This window comes from Mesorhizobium sp. WSM4840 (assembly GCF_055811755.1).
Map to the genome: position 1 here is coordinate 152,495 of NZ_JBVVQD010000003.1, position 14,387 is coordinate 166,881.

Here is a 14,387-nt window from a genome sequence, read left to right on the forward strand (position 1 = left end):
GCCTCGCCGCCGCGCTCGAACCGGCGCCAGCACGGCCCGCCTGTCGCCTACGCCGCTCGTGCGATTCCTGTAAAGCCTGCCGGCGCGTGTGAGACACCGGGCAGAACAATGGTCATGGGCTCGATAATGGCGAAGTGTTTCTCCGCGCGCTGGCATTGATACGTCCGACAAAGTTCTGTTTTCGGAAACGGGAACGTGCTAAAGAATATTGCGCCGCGAGCAGGCTGTGATGCGTTATCTCCTCACATTCGCGATATTGAGTCTCTTCCTGCCAATCAGGCTCGAAACGGGTTTTGTGTTGCTGCGTCCGTTCGAGCTGATCGCCTTGCTGGCGCTCATCATTGGCCTGGCGACGGGGCGTTGGCGAAATTTGGCTTTTTCAGTCGGTTTTCTGCTGCTCCTGCCCTTCTTCGGCTGGCACTTGGTCTCGGCCTTCAGCGTGGACGCGAAGAACGGCCTGCGCGAGCTGTTGCAGATGTCCACTGTGGGCGCCTTTGCGTTCGCCATCGCACAGGAGGCTAGATGGCTCGAGACGCAGAAGGCCGTCAACATCTTGCTTTTCGGCATGGTGCTGATTCTCGCCTATACGATCTCCTGGCATGTGGCTCATGGCTACTCGGTCGGCTGGAAGCACTTGGCCGACCCAAGGCTCGTATTCACCTTCCTTCCAATTGCGCTCGCGGGGCTCCTCCTCTTCGCCAAACGGGCCAAGCGGCGCGGCCTTTGGTTTGCATGGGCAGGGATACTTCCCCTGCTCCTGCTATCCGGGGAACGCAAGGCGTTTTTGATCTGTCTCTTTCTGACCGCTGCGCTTCTGATGCGCGGACGGCTCGCTGCAATGGTACCGGCGATCGCCGCCGGCTTCGTGGGTCTTTTCATGTTATCGACCGCGATGGATAACGCCTATGTCGAGAAGCAAATGCAGACCATTCTCGATCCGCTGAGCATGGGGCAATACGAATATCTGGTCGCGACGGGGAAATATGCCCCTGGTGACACCCCGAGCAATGTCCAGCGCGCGTTTGCTTTCACTCTGTCCAGACAACTCATCTCCGAACATCCACTGATGGGCGTGGGTACGAACCAATTCAAGAATATTATCGATACGGATTTCAGCGGACTTCCTGGCGAGTTGCGGCTGGGGATACATGGCGAGTTTCAACGCATCCTCACCGAGAACGGCATCATTGGGCTCAGCCTCTATATTCTCATATGGATTGCTGCGTGGTTTCGCTTAAGCCGTACTCTAAGCTGGGCCCTTTCTCACGGATTGATCGGAGCGGCCCAGGCACGGCTTCTGCCCCTCGTGCTTCTTGTACCCTGCGCCCTTTACGTTGGAACAGAAGCCTCCGGCACACGAGCTTTCGTCACGCTGAGTCTTGTCTCGCTCCTGCCTGAATTGACGCGGCACGGGCTTTGTCTATCATTGCGCAGGACGCGGAGGAGCCACCCCGGGAGCATGAGACATCCCCGATTCCTCGGGAGCCCCTTGCCAGGAAACACGAGATGAGTGTTTCAGTTATCATGACATGCCACAATGAAGAACGCTTCATCGTGCAGGCAGTGGAAAGCGTGATTAATCAGACCGCGTCGAGCCACATCAAAGAGATCATCATTGTCAATGATGGCTCGATGGACGGCTCGTCGGAAGTGATTGCATCGCTGGGTCGCAGGGAGCCGCGCATACATGTCCTGACGACGGCGGGTATCGGGCTTTCATCGGCGAGGAATCTTGCCATCAGACATGCTGCCGGCGATCTTATTGCAATTCTCGACGGCGATGACTTCTGGGCCGAGGACAAGCTTGAGCGTCAATTAGCCGTCTTGGGCAATGGCTGCAAGGCAGGTCTTGTCTATGGTGATCTTGTCGATTTTTCCGCGCCGGATCTGTCCGATGCTCTACACGTCGCCGTGCGCCGCTATCGCGCGGACCAGTGCGATACGTTGCCGACATATTTTCTGCTTGATGGGCCGATTGTTCCTTCCAGTATGGTTATGCGGCGGGAGATGGTCGAAGATATCGGGTTATTCAACGAGGCATTCAAGGCTGGAGAGGATACAGAGTTTTGTATGCGCGCAGCCGAGCGTTGGACATTTCAACATGTGGCCGAAGCACTCGTCTATAAACGGCGCCATGGCTCGAACATAACCCGCAGACTCGACGCGCTTCTGCCGGTAGCCGAACGCCTCACGCGAGAATGGGTCATGCGACGGCCGGAACTTACGCACCTCGCGCGTCGGCGCAACGCGCGTTTGTACGCCAAGGCGGGCAATGATTGCGTGGCTCAAGGCGAAAAGAAACGCGGAGCGCGCTTGCTCATTCGCGCGATGTGGCACAATCCATTGTCCTGGCGCGTCTACGTTTACATCCTTCTTTGCGTCCTGCCGAGGGGCGTGGAGCCCCAGGTGCGCCGCGCAGCCAAACTGTTGTTCTACCGCGCCCTTCGCAAAGGGAGCGGCATTGACGAATATCGGGGCGCTCAGCGCTAGAGGCACAAGGCAATCGGGAACGCTTCCGTATCACATGCGAATTCTTTACTTCATCAACGGCTTCGATCCCGGTGGTGCCGAGCACGGGCTGCTGACCTTGCTGCAAGCAGGATTTTTCAGCGGGCATGAGCTGAAGATTCTAGCCTGTTGCCGTGGTCGCGGGGCTCTTGCCGATGAAATCGCCGCAAAGATCGCAGAGCACAATCTTATCCTGACGTCGCAGAGCGAAGAGCCTTCCTTGCGCACCTTCGTGAGCACGTTCTTTGTAATGTTGCGCCTCATCCGGGAGTGGCGGCCGGATATGGTTGTGTTGTCGCTCAAGCAGGCCAATCTCCTGGGACGGCTAGTTGCGATGTTCGCTCCTCGGCTTCGCTGCGTTTCATTCGAGCACATCGCCCGTTACCGCTCCCGGCGTGCCGAAGGCGTTTATGGCCCTGTGCTCAAGGCGCTGTCCTGGCGTGTCGACGAAATCTGGGCTGATTGCGAAAATACGCTCCGGGAGACACAAGCATACTTCCTGCCCCGCAGGCGCCGGTCGCATGTGGTGCCTCTGTTTCGTGCCGATGGGGCTTCCTCCCACAAGCGCGACTACGCGCTTCACACACCCTTGCGCCTTGCTGCAGCCGGACGCCTTATGGCGCGAAAGAACTTTGACCGCCTGATCGAGGCCATCCGAATGCTCCAAGACCGCGGCGTTTCTGCAAGCCTCGATCTTTACGGCGATGGGCCGGAACGGCAGGCGCTTTCGCGCAAGGCGGATGAGCTTGGCATTCGAGATCGCGTGCATTTCCATGGATATGTCGCACGCTGGTTCGAGCTGGCCTGTGATCGTGACATGTTCATCAATCTGTCCGATACGGAAGGGTTCTGCATCGTCGTCGCCGAGGCGATGCTTGCCGGCCTTCCGATTATCGCGACCGACGTCGGCGGTATTCGGGATTACGGCAAGCATGGAGAGAATATGCTGAAGCTTACTGTGCCCTCAGCGGAGATGGCGGTGACCCAAGTGTTAGTGCTCGCGGGCGATGAAACGCTTCGCAAAGAGATCGGAATACAGGCACGGCACGATATGCTGGAGGCCTATTCGCAGGATGCTTTGCGTGTCCGCGCTACGGCGGTGTTGGGTGGCGGAATGTAAGGACCGGCAAAGCACTGGCGACCAGGATAGCCGGGCCGATCGTGAATTCTGACTGCTCGGCATCCCACCTGTCCGACATGGTTCTCGACCCGGCCCTTTTCCCAGTCCGATGCCAGCGCGCAGCCCACCGACTGGAGGAAGCGACGATGTATCGCCGGTCCTTGCCGACGAACACCATATCCTGCGTCTCGCGCGGATAAGCCCGGACGGAGTTTGTTCGTCAAAGCCTCCTTGGGCTATCTGCTCAAGACAAAACAATGCCTGTTCCACAACTAGGCCTGGTAATACTGACTATAGCGTTCACTGTAAAATTCGGCGCTGCCGAACTTTTGGTACCGCTTGATTCTTTTGATATCGACCTTGTTGAGCAGAACGCCGATGCATTTATCCGCCAGGATCGGGTTGTTGTTGAGGATTTCGCGCACGAATGTACGAGCGGTCACACCCCATTCAACAACCAGAACAAGGCCGTCGAGGTGCTGGACAAAGGACCTCACGTCCGCGACTGGAGCCAACGGGGGCAAATCAACGACGACGTAATTGAACATAGGGCCCACCTTGAGCAGAAAGTCGCCCATTTTCTCGATAGGCTGCACGGTGCTTGCGAGCTTTTGTTGGCTCTGGTTCACGCCGGGCAGGAACCTCAGTGGCAATGACTGATGGGCCAGCAAGTCTCTCGGATTGAGTTCTCCAGCCAACAAGTTTGCCAAGCCTCGTTCCCAGCCGTTGGCTAACATAGGGGACAAGCCCGGATTGTGGATATCGGCATCGATCAACAACGTCTTACAACGCTGCATAGCAAGAACCATCGCTAAATTAGCAGCGACCAGAGACTTCCCTTCTCCCGGGAGGCAAGAAACAATGCCGAGCGCCTTAGTGCTCTTCCTTGGTAACTCGACATCAACAGCGACTTTCACAGTTCGCATCGCTTCAGCGAATTCCGAGCGCGGATGTTGTTCTACCCAGTTGAAAGCGCTGTTCCCCACCTCGATGAATGACGGCTCTCCGGCCGCACGATCGTGCTTGTTTCGGCGAATTGGCTTCCCGTCCAGCAAAGGGATCATTCCGAGCGTCTCAAGTCCGAGTTCATCGCGCACTTGAGCCGTCGTGCGGAAAAAGCGCTCCCGGTACTCCCGAATTCCGCCCACACCGGCGCCAACCAGGCCGCCGAGCACGAGACAGAACGCCAACGTAAGACTGCTGTTCGGAGAACTCGGTCCGCTGGGGTATGGTGCCTCCGAGATAGTCCGCGCCTCCGTCAACGCCATCGAAAGGTTCTGCAGGCTCGCTTGGTACTGCTGCAGGACCTGTTCATATTGCGACTTGAGAGAGGACGCCTCAAGTTCGAGCTGGCGCAAGGTAACCAGCGTTTCCTTGGTCAACGTATTGTTTGTTCGGAATCTGTGGATTGCGAGCTCGGCATCGACCGATCGCTTCCGCACCGTCTCGAGCTCTTCCGCCAGTGCGCTGCGAGCTCGGATAATCGATTCGTCTTTGGCTCCGACTTGGTCAGAGATATAGATTTCTGCATACTTACTGGCTATTTTTTGCGCCATTTCGGCGCTAGGCGACCGAACTTGGACTTGCAGAATGTAAGAAAGCCCTACACGAGCTACCGTTATATTCTCAGCCAGAATGCCAAATGCCTGCCATCGAGGATCGGGTCCTCGCGCGGCACTCGATTTCACCGGCGCTCCGCTTGCTTCGGAACTGCCGATGAATGGCCACCGAGCGACCGATCCCGTGAGACTGTTGAGCAATGAATATGGCGCTGACAAGAAAGAGCGATCGGTAGCAAGACCGAGGCTGTCAACGACCTTTAGCCCGATGCGGTCGGAAAGCAACAATTCGACCTGACTCAGCATCATCGGGTCAAGCTGTGCGGAGCTTCCGCTCTCTGTTAACTGCGTTACGATGGATGGCTGGTTCTTGTCGATCAGGATTCTGGCCGTCGACTCGTACAAGGGCACCTCGGCCCAAAGATACGCCAGCCCCAGCACAAGTCCTGCGAGCGCGCATGTAAGGACGAACCTCAACTGCCGTCGCGCTGCCGCCACGAGTGTTTCGAGATCTATCGTTCCCCACTGAGGATCGCCGAATGTGAAGGCAGAATCCGGGTGCTTTTCAACTTCGCGGAGCATAAGCCTTCAAACCCGTGGAATGAGACTGGCAGCGCATTGGTAGTGACAAACACCATACCACATTATCTGACTAAATGTCTGCAAATCCAGTATCGACGCCCGCGGAGCCCAGGCACACCCAGGCACACCGCTCGGGCGGGCATCAGCCCGCTCTTCGCTAAAGGCGCAACTCCTAACCTCGATGCAATAAACGAAACCTCACGCGGCCCATGCTCCGACTGCCGCAATTCCGCTGCATGTCGTAAGCTCCAACTGAAGGAAGAAATTGAGTCGTATTGCCAAATGGCAAAACATCTGAGCAAGAGATTCCGGGCTCAGGTTGAGCCTGTCCTGCGGGAAACAGGAATGGCTCGTCGATCACAGACGCGCGATAACGATCACCTCAAGGGTCCTGCGCGCATCTGGCGCCTCGCGGAAAGCCTCTCCGCTGCCCGAATGAGACAGGTTGCAGTCACATTTTGTTTCGTGGTGTGGGGTGTCATCTTGGTGATCGTCCTGCTCTAGCAGCCAGAGCCTATAAAGGCGGAGGGGGCCCGCCTCACTTACTAAGTGGCTCGGCAGTTGCTCCCTTTCGGCTCATCGCGCGATGTGTGATTTCGGAGTCACCGACTTTTTGGAGACCGAGCGCCACACTAGCAGCATGACAGCAACAAAGTACCCGATCTGTATCAAGATCCCACAAATTAACGTTTGGACAAGCGTGCCCCAGAGGGAGGAGGTGAGCAAATATATACTGATGGCGAATGCCAACAATACTACGATAAGGCCTCGCAAAAAAAGCAAAAAGGACATCGCCGTCCCACTCGCAGCCGCTGGTGTGACGCGCTTCTTGGCTATCAGGCCTCAGCGCGTTAACCATCATAACATATCGGAACGCGTCAGAGCGACCAATATATTAGCAGGTGCGAATAAAGACGCCCCAACCTGTGCCGGGTCGCTTGCTTCCAGGCGACCAACTCCCGTTCGACCATCGACAGCTTCTCCGCCGTCGACCACCGCCGCCCGTCGCTTTGCGGCCGTTCAGGATCTCAATCTTCGGAATGCTACCAGTCATAGACACGACATTACTCCTGTCCCTTATCAAGATGGAGATCGTGTCCGGTTCATTCGGGGGCTATTTCATACGGATGGCTTTCCGCTCCGGGGCCATACCTTGTTAGCGTGCGCAATGCACATCAAACCAGTCATGCCAGACAGGGTCAGGATCACCGGTGTGGCCAAGATCAAAGGCAAGCCACGTAAATGCAACTTCCTTCATTTGCCGCCACGGGCCATCAGTCTCATCACCGAATGGACCCGAGGAGCCGTAGGCAGAATGTTTCTTTGCAACATTCTCTGGTGCACGGCGACCCAGCATACGTCGAACACGACTTCGCAATGGTCTTAGATTTCGTGACCATTTTTTGGCCTGATCGGGGCTATAACTTAGCTGCCGAAAATCCTCCTGCGCAATCAGTTTGAAACGCGAATAGCCGAGATTGTGCATAAAGAACAGATCCTCCAAACGGCTCTTTTCAAACGAGACGAATTGAGGGAGATCGTTTGGTTCAAGTGCCTCCAAGCAGAAATGATCTGCAGTCTCGATATCAACCTTGAGGTAATAGGGTGTTCCAAACTCGGCCAAGATGTCGTTCATCGGTCGGCAAGTGACCTGGATCTCATGAGAAGTGTTGTTGCACACCTCCGCATTTTGCCTATCGAACGAGTTGAGCTCGGGATTGCTACTGATCCAAAATGAGGCTTGTCCGTGACTTGGCCCAATCGCAGCCTCAACGACGTGAACTTGGCCCTTCTCGATCTCAGCAGCAAACCGTTTTCGCCCTGCTTCCGCTTGCGCAGGGTCTGCCTCAATCGCCACCACACGATAGCCTTGGCTCATATAGAACGCCGTATCATCGCCATCATGCATACCGACGTCATAAACCAAGTCGCGGTCCACATTGCCCTCCTAAGGAGATGAGGTGCAAAGCAAGATATTAGAATAATAAGTTGGTCGCGCTCTGCCTAAATCACCCTTCCGAAGGAGAGTAGCATTAGGGTCTTGACGAAACTATCATTAGCATGACCCGCCCGCCTGATATCCGCGGCAAGAGTTGTATTCGACCCACCAGTGACTGTTTCATTGTCTGTCGAGTCGCCTTCGATCCGATCATTACTTCCGAATGAGGAAGGCTCCGACCTGCTGCGGTAGCGCACAACAGGGAGTTTCATCCTTCAGAAATTCATCAACCGCTGCTTTGGCGCCTGGGAATGAGACAGAATTGTAGTCATCCACGATGAGCCAGCCGCCAGGCACAGTGCGCGGATAGAAGAACCTGAGGCTTTGGAGTGTCGGCTCATACAGGTCCACATCTATATGGGTAAGTGCAAAACGCCTATCGGCAACTTCAGGAAACCGCTCTGGTATCCAGCCCGCATGCACACGTATAATATCGAACCGTGCCAAATTCCGGCACAAAACTTCCTCCGGAAACGCGAAGTGCGCACGCATACGATCAGTCTGCTGTTTATCTCGTTGAAGCCCCACATTGTCGGCTTTGACGAACTGTGAGAGGCCCGCGAAGCTATCGAAAATATGGAGCTCTCCACTGCGATTGTGCAGTTCCATCAATCGCGCGATCAGATAGGCAGCTTGACCGCGAAAGGAGCCGCACTCCGCGAAATCGCCTTCGAGCCCAGAACCGAGGACCGATCGAAGACAGTGGTAAAGGCCAGCTTGCCGAAGGAACTTTCTAGTCTGGTTGCGATTGTCATCCTCAAGCGAAGTCGCTTGCCGCGCCTCCTCGAAAATTAGTGAATATTCAGCGCCGGGCAGAAGGTGGCAATTCCTCTTCACCAACTCCTGAAAGGTGATATCACTTTGTCTTCCGACCTTACGTGTAAGAACCCTGAGCCTCTCCCACCTAGCTCTCCACAAAGAAGCTCGCCGGTTCATATCCATCTTCTCCTCCTAGCATCCAAACGCACGGATTGCACGGATTATAGTAGTCGAGTAGCGGAGAGGAATTTCACCTCTCCGCGCTCACGAAACCGGACATGACACTCTCGCGTCATCCGGCTTCTATTTTCCAGCCGTTGGTCGGACACCTATCTTCCACTGACCTGCCACTGAATTTTCATCCGGCTGCAGTTAGAGCCTCGGCGGGTTTTACGCCGTATGGCGCGGCTTGAGCAACGGGTGATCGGCGGAGCTGGTCGGGGTTGCGCAGCCGATCGTCCGTTGCGGTGAGATTGGCGGCATAAGCCGCAGGCGTGATGTATCCGAGCGACGAATGTGGGCGCGATCGGTTGTAGTCGTCTGCCCATTCGGCGATGGTTGTTCGGGCATGGTCGAGGCCGAAGAACAGCGTCTCGTTGAGCAGTTCATCGCGCAGTCGGCCGTTGAAGCTCTCGATGAAGCCATTCTGCATCGGCTTGCCGGGCGTAATGTAATGCCATTCGACGCGGTTCTGATCTGCCCAGGAGAGAATGGCGTTCGAGGTGAACTCGCTGCCATTGTCGCTGACGATCATTCTCGGCCGGCCGCGCTCGGTGATGAGCCGGTCCAATTCTCGGGCAACCCGCATGCCCGAGAGAGACGTATCAACGATGAGTGCCAGGCACTCTCTCGTGCAGTCGTCGACGACGGCCATGATGCGGAAGCGGCGCCCGTCGGTGAGCTGGTCCGATACGAAGTCGAGCGACCAGCGCTCGTCGGGCCTCAGCGGCACCAGCATCGGCGCCCTGGTCCCGATCGCCCGCTTGCGGCCGCCACGGCGCCGAACGGCAAGCTTCTCCTCGCGATAGAGCCGGAACAGACGCTTGTGATTGACCACATAACCTTCCCGCCGCAGCAGCACGTGCAGGCGGCGATAGCCGAAGCGCCGGCGCTCATGCGCGATCGCCTTCATCCGCTCCCGCAGGTCACCATCGTCGCCACTGCTCGCCTTGTGGCGAACCGTCATCCGGCAGCAGCCGATGGTCTTGCACGCCCGCCGCTCGCTCATCTCGAATGCCGTTCGAAGATGCGCGACAGCCTCTCGCTCGGCAGCGGGCGTCACCATTTTTTTCCGAGAAGATCTTTCAAAGCGGCATTGTCGAGCATGGCGTCGGCCAGAAGCCGCTTCAGCCGCGTGTTCTCGTCCTCCAGCGCCTTCAGCCGCCGAGCCTCGGACACATCCATCCCGCCGAAGCGGGCCTTCCAGTTGTAGATCGAGGCGTCGCTGACCCCGTGCTTGCGGCACAGATCGGCAACCGATACCCCGGCCTCGTGTTCCTTCAAAATTCCGATGATCTGCTCTTCAGAGAAGCGGCTGCGTTTCATGTCCTGGTCCTCTCGATGGGCCAGAACGAACTTCAAACCGGATTAGATCAAAGGGGCAAGGTCACCGCTCGACCTCCGACCGCGAAATACGGATAGGTTGTTCATAACGTCGCGCAAATGGCGCAATTTCGCCTCGGCGGATGAAATTTTAGGTTTGTCATCTGCGTCCCCCAATTGGCAGCACGACAATCATAACAAAGAAAATCTCCCCACATGAGCGAATTAACTGCAAAGCGGGAAGCGTTCGCGCTGGCCTATGTCGAGTGCGGCAACGGGGCAAAGCCTACCGGAGCGCCTTCGATGTAAGGGAGAAAACCAAGCCAGAAACCATCTGGTCCGAAGCCTCTCGCCTCCTGGCCGACCCTAAGGTGTCCGCAAGGGTGGCAGAGCTCCAGGCGATGGCTCGCGACATGGCGCGTATCTCGGTCGGAACGCCGACCAAAGAGCTAGAAGACGCTCGGTCAATGGCGATGACGGAAAAGTGATCGTATCGCGGCCGGCACCCCGCGGATCACCCGCGACAGATGCCTGTCGTCGGCATCTTGCCCGGCTCGCATCACGATATCAGCCAGGATGATATCAATGCCAGCGCTGGCCTGCCTCGGCTGAGACGGCTCTTCGACCAGCAGCGCCGCAAAGGCGGGAGCCGCGGCCATGCTTTCGGGCAGCGTCACAGACCCATGCCGCAGCCGCTTGCGCCAGTCATAGACCTGCCAGCGCGTCACCCCGTACTTGCGCGCCACCTCCGCCACCCCGATACCGGGCATCAGGCTCTCCGCCACAATCCGCGCCTTCTCCGCGTCTGTGCGCCGCCGCCGGCCTGTCGGACCTTCGATCACTTCAAGCCGACCGCCATAGCCTCCACTTGGGACGTGCAACTGGACGTCCATTTTGCCGTCTCTTGCCATGCACAAGACCTCGTCCATATCGGAGGCATCTTCGCATGGTCGGGTCAGGCCAGCAGGTCGGAAATCGAGGGGGCCTAACGAGCGCTTACTCCCGTTCGGCGGCCTGAAGAGGTTTGCCACGCGGATTGGCCATGCCATGCAATCTGGATTAGGCAGAGGCTGAGTCGAGGTGTGTGCGCCAAGTTGAGCAAAATGGGATGGCTTCGACGTTGGTGTGTCCGCCGCGCAGCTTCCGTGTTTAGCGGAGCGGCGGACATGGCGGCCGCGCCTCAGGCGGCCAATGCCGCTCAGGCCACCAGGAAGACGAACGCGACTGCCATCAGGTAGCGCGCGACCGGCTGCTCGCTGGCCGGCGGTGTCGCTTCCGATCGACGACACGATGGTAACGTCAGCCATAGCGTTTGCGGCTCCACGACTGCACCAGATTGACGACCAGGAGCATCGCGAACGATAGCCAACCATGATCGCCCCGATCGCGGTGGCCGCCGGATAGTTGTATTCTTCCAGCCGGATGATGATCAGAGTGGGGCGATCTCGGAACATCGTCTGCCTTGTTGCCATTGTTCAGAGCGTAAATTCGCCTCAAAGGAATGGCGTTGTGAGAAAGGTCTGCGTCGATGTCATGCTCAAGCATTGCGGGGTGATCGCGAATGTTGAATAGATCGGTGCGCTGGATGCGGGCAGGCAGCTGCGCTGCGCTCGCATGCATGTTTCTGTTGTTCGCAAACGCGAATCTATCGAATGGCCTTGCCCTAGCAGAGGAGTACAATGTCGGCGAGTACCGTCTGCAGACTGGCGACGTGATCGGCTTCGCTGTCATAGGCTATCCCGAGATGCAAAAGCGAGCTGTGATCGACCAAAGCGGTGTAATTGTGTTGCCGGTCCTAGGCCCCCTAAACGTTCTCGGGAAGACAATAGTGGATGTTCGCAAGGAGGTAATTGAGGTTTTAAAACCAAAATCCCTTCCGCAACGATCCGCCGACGGCACTGAGACTTGGACTGGTTTTTACCCAGATCAGATTATTGTTGATATTGAGGAATATCGACCCGTCTATATTGACGGGGACATTGCCTCTCCTGGGATTCAGCCCTTCAGACCAGGAATGACTGTCCGACAAGCTGTGGCGGCTGGCGGCGGCTACAAGCTCGGTCGCGGTGAGCTTGAAAACCCTGAAATGACAGCAGCGGACCTTGGCGGCCGCCTCCACATTCTGCGCATCAAGTACCAGGAAAGCGAAATCAAAGCTGCTCGCATAGAGGCGCAGCTGAGCGGCGCCAGAGCGATTGAGGTTCCGGACGCAGAACGTGACCCGAGCCTCGAACCTCGTCGCGACGAAGCTTTGCAGCAGGAGGGGAAGCATCTTGAAGCTGTCTATGCGGATCAGGAGAAGGAGCGCGCTTCGGTTAAGTTGGCCACAACCAAGGCGGCGGAACGAATGGGCTACCTGAAGGAGCAGCAGAAGGCGGATCAAGCGGGCGCAGCCGCAGATGCGGCGGAACTTGATCGCCTCAAGAAGCTCTTCGAAAAAGGTCTGATCCAGATCACGAGGGTCAACGATGCTCAACGCGCAGTGCTCTTGTCAGCGACCCGCGCTTTGCAAACCAACGCTGAGATCGCTCGACTTGAACGCGACCAAGGGGATTTGCAGCGCAGTCTTGATAAGCTTATCGACCAAGGTCGAATTGACCTGTTGGCTGACTTGCAGACTGAACGCGCGGCGATGACGCAAATGCGCGCTGAGATGGATTCATTGACCAAACAAATCGCCTACGTGATGCAGATGCGCAGCGACCTTGTAGGCGAAGGGGACCGAATTACGATCGGTGTAACCCGCTCCACTGACGGACAAGCAGCGACGACCGAGGCGACTGAAGATACTCTGCTTGCTCCGGGTGACACCATCACAATTACGCTGGAGGCCCCACCAGGAGCGGCGGTCGCGAACTAAACAATTAAATATTGTATAGAGGCGGCGCGTAGTTGCACGTGTCCTATGGAAATGTGGTCCGGGCCAAGATCGTTTTGGTGGCCGCTCAGGGTCCAGGCAATGACGTGACTGCCGCGTGCGCCGCCAAAGCCTGGGATCAAGCATCTAGCTTCAACAGCTCCGGCTCGGTACGCCCGAACAGGGACGCGCTCACCTCTCCAGATAAATCTTTCCATAAAGAGGCCGAGACTCGGCGTTTCGCATCCGTTTCACTCGAACCTTGATCCAGCGAGGAACCAGCCCCCGGCAGCAGACGTCGACCGTGTGAGGCAGACGTGAAATGGCCGTGCGCGGCTCCAGGACAACGAGCTTCTTCGACAGGTACCAGGCTGCGGAAGGCCGCCCTTGAATCAAAGCTCTCACGGCAAGCCCATTGGTCGTGTCAAGCAGATGGGCATTGAGATCGCTCCCAAATTGCGGATATTTCTCGCGAAACTCGGCCAGTACAATTTCATACGAACGAAACATCTGCATGACATCGCTCGACATGTTGCCGATCGTCCTCCGGTAACCCACTAGATGTTGGGGCACGACACGATACTCGTAATTCTCCGCTATTCTGAGGCACATTAGAAGATCTTCGCAGCCTTGTGCGTTCCTCGCCCTCAGGGAAGGATCAAACTGTCCCGCCCGCTCGAATGCGGAGCGACGTACAAGCATCGAACTTCCGTTACCGACAAAGTTGTTTCTGCACATGCGTTGCAGCACGCGACCATCGGCATCGGGCTGTTTGAATGAAAATATCCGACCGTCCTCGTCGATCTCCGCAAACCAGCAATATGCCAGGCCAGCTGACGAGCCTCCTTCCTGCAGGACGCGCAGTTGCAGTGCGATTTTGGATGGAGCCCAAAGATCATCCGCGTCCACGAACGCTAGAAACTCCGCATCGGTGGCAGCGGCGCCGCTGTTGCGTGCGTGCGCAACACCCGCATTCGGCTGCCTGAAAAGGCGTATACGCCGATCCTGCTCGGCATAGGCGGCCACGATTGACGCGGACCGGTCCGTCGACCCATCATCCACTACGATAATGTCCAGCGCCTGGTGGCTCTGCTGGCAGATGCTGGTCAGCGTCGGGAGAATGGTTCTCTCGGCATTGAACATGGGCACCACGACGCCTATCACAGTGGCATTGTGCTGGCTCATTTGCCTTCGTCTTCTCTCACGACGTGGTAAAATGGCACATCAGGGCCGGTAGTTCCATCAGATTTCACTACTTTAGCTGATGAGGATTCAACCACGACGGCCGAGCGGCAAGGCAGAGGCCCCCGGCGAGTTCCACTCAGCACTCCTGGAAGCGATAAAGTAGCGGCCTCCGGACTTTAGCTGGATGTTTAGGAACTCCGATTGTGTAGGTGAGTGGGGAACCTCCCGAACCGCCCGTCGCGGCATCCGCTGCCGAAGCCATGCAGCAGTCGCAGC

General features: G+C 57.1%; 11 protein-coding genes and 2 pseudogenes. 4 read left to right on the forward strand and 9 right to left on the reverse strand.

From position 1 onward, the window contains the following. Positions 1 to 229: 229 nt before the first annotated feature. From AC0L3I_RS06355 to AC0L3I_RS06365, 3 genes are read left to right on the forward strand one after another with little or no spacing between them, the layout of a single operon-like run. Positions 230 to 1,510 (forward strand): O-antigen ligase family protein, encoded by a 1,281-nt coding sequence (locus tag AC0L3I_RS06355; RefSeq protein WP_473526333.1) that lies wholly within the window; start codon positions 230 to 232, stop codon positions 1,508 to 1,510. Further along, positions 1,507 to 2,490 (forward strand): glycosyltransferase family 2 protein, encoded by a 984-nt coding sequence (locus AC0L3I_RS06360; protein WP_473526334.1) that lies wholly within the window; start codon positions 1,507 to 1,509, stop codon positions 2,488 to 2,490. Before AC0L3I_RS06355 ends, AC0L3I_RS06360 begins: the two co-directional genes overlap by 4 nt. Before the next feature lie 34 nt (positions 2,491 to 2,524). Continuing rightward, complete coding sequence (locus AC0L3I_RS06365; protein ID WP_473526335.1) at positions 2,525 to 3,628, forward strand: glycosyltransferase; 1,104 nt, start codon at positions 2,525 to 2,527, stop codon at positions 3,626 to 3,628. Positions 3,629 to 3,900: 272 nt separating this feature from the next. On the opposite strand, the gene AC0L3I_RS06370 is transcribed toward AC0L3I_RS06365, so the two are convergent. From AC0L3I_RS06370 to AC0L3I_RS06405, 8 genes and pseudogenes are all read right to left on the reverse strand, one after another. Further along, positions 3,901 to 5,769 carry a Wzz/FepE/Etk N-terminal domain-containing protein gene (locus tag AC0L3I_RS06370; RefSeq protein WP_473526336.1) on the reverse strand — a complete coding sequence of 623 codons (1,869 nt, stop codon included), beginning with the start codon at positions 5,767 to 5,769 and terminating at the stop codon, positions 3,901 to 3,903. A 576-nt stretch (positions 5,770 to 6,345) separates the two neighbouring features. Beyond that, positions 6,346 to 6,561, reverse strand: coding sequence for an exopolysaccharide production repressor protein (locus tag AC0L3I_RS06375; protein ID WP_473526337.1), 216 nt, complete (start codon positions 6,559 to 6,561; stop codon positions 6,346 to 6,348). A gap of 364 nt (positions 6,562 to 6,925) precedes the next feature. Beyond that, complete coding sequence (locus tag AC0L3I_RS06380; RefSeq protein ID WP_473526338.1) at positions 6,926 to 7,708, reverse strand: FkbM family methyltransferase; 783 nt, start codon at positions 7,706 to 7,708, stop codon at positions 6,926 to 6,928. Between the two features lie 213 nt (positions 7,709 to 7,921). Beyond that, entirely contained in the window at positions 7,922 to 8,710 is a 789-nt protein-coding gene (locus AC0L3I_RS06385) for a TylF/MycF/NovP-related O-methyltransferase (RefSeq protein WP_287119978.1), read from the reverse strand. A gap of 175 nt (positions 8,711 to 8,885) precedes the next feature. Continuing rightward, positions 8,886 to 9,992: an IS3 family transposase gene (locus tag AC0L3I_RS06390; protein WP_473526339.1), complete on the reverse strand. Its 1,107-nt coding sequence runs from the start codon at positions 9,990 to 9,992 to the stop codon at positions 8,886 to 8,888. Further along, positions 9,920 to 10,072 (reverse strand): annotated as a pseudogene (locus AC0L3I_RS06395) (transposase); the annotation flags it as partial. The pseudogene AC0L3I_RS06395 and the gene AC0L3I_RS06390, both read right to left, overlap by 73 nt. A gap of 461 nt (positions 10,073 to 10,533) precedes the next feature. Next, on the reverse strand, positions 10,534 to 10,962 hold the full coding sequence (tnpA, locus tag AC0L3I_RS06400) for an IS66-like element accessory protein TnpA (protein ID WP_473526340.1): 429 nt from the start codon (positions 10,960 to 10,962) through the stop codon (positions 10,534 to 10,536). A 406-nt stretch (positions 10,963 to 11,368) separates the two neighbouring features. After that, positions 11,369 to 11,508, reverse strand: a pseudogene (locus AC0L3I_RS06405) (molybdate ABC transporter permease subunit); the annotation flags it as partial. A gap of 179 nt (positions 11,509 to 11,687) precedes the next feature. Here AC0L3I_RS06405 and AC0L3I_RS06410 point away from each other — a divergent pair. Next, positions 11,688 to 12,929 carry a polysaccharide biosynthesis/export family protein gene (locus AC0L3I_RS06410; protein WP_473526504.1) on the forward strand — a complete coding sequence of 414 codons (1,242 nt, stop codon included), beginning with the start codon at positions 11,688 to 11,690 and terminating at the stop codon, positions 12,927 to 12,929. Positions 12,930 to 13,118: 189 nt separating this feature from the next. On the opposite strand, the gene AC0L3I_RS06415 is transcribed toward AC0L3I_RS06410, so the two are convergent. Continuing rightward, positions 13,119 to 14,111 carry a glycosyltransferase family 2 protein gene (locus tag AC0L3I_RS06415; RefSeq protein WP_473526341.1) on the reverse strand — a complete coding sequence of 331 codons (993 nt, stop codon included), beginning with the start codon at positions 14,109 to 14,111 and terminating at the stop codon, positions 13,119 to 13,121. Between the last annotated feature and the right edge of the window lie 276 nt (positions 14,112 to 14,387).

Excerpts from the sequence above, each read along its gene's own strand:
- AC0L3I_RS06360 (WP_473526334.1), top strand. The coding sequence starts at position 1,507 with ATGAGTGTTTCAGTTATCATGACATGCCACAATGAAGAACGCTTCATC.
- AC0L3I_RS06375 (WP_473526337.1), bottom strand. The coding sequence starts at position 6,561 with ATGTCCTTTTTGCTTTTTTTGCGAGGCCTTATCGTAGTATTGTTGGCA.
- AC0L3I_RS06355 (WP_473526333.1), top strand. The coding sequence starts at position 230 with ATGCGTTATCTCCTCACATTCGCGATATTGAGTCTCTTCCTGCCAATC.
- tnpA (WP_473526340.1), bottom strand. The coding sequence starts at position 10,962 with ATGGACGTCCAGTTGCACGTCCCAAGTGGAGGCTATGGCGGTCGGCTT.
- AC0L3I_RS06410 (WP_473526504.1), top strand. The coding sequence starts at position 11,688 with ATGTTTCTGTTGTTCGCAAACGCGAATCTATCGAATGGCCTTGCCCTA.
- AC0L3I_RS06385 (WP_287119978.1), bottom strand. The coding sequence starts at position 8,710 with ATGGATATGAACCGGCGAGCTTCTTTGTGGAGAGCTAGGTGGGAGAGG.
- AC0L3I_RS06365 (WP_473526335.1), top strand. The coding sequence starts at position 2,525 with ATGCGAATTCTTTACTTCATCAACGGCTTCGATCCCGGTGGTGCCGAG.
- AC0L3I_RS06415 (WP_473526341.1), bottom strand. The coding sequence starts at position 14,111 with ATGAGCCAGCACAATGCCACTGTGATAGGCGTCGTGGTGCCCATGTTC.
- AC0L3I_RS06370 (WP_473526336.1), bottom strand. The coding sequence starts at position 5,769 with ATGCTCCGCGAAGTTGAAAAGCACCCGGATTCTGCCTTCACATTCGGC.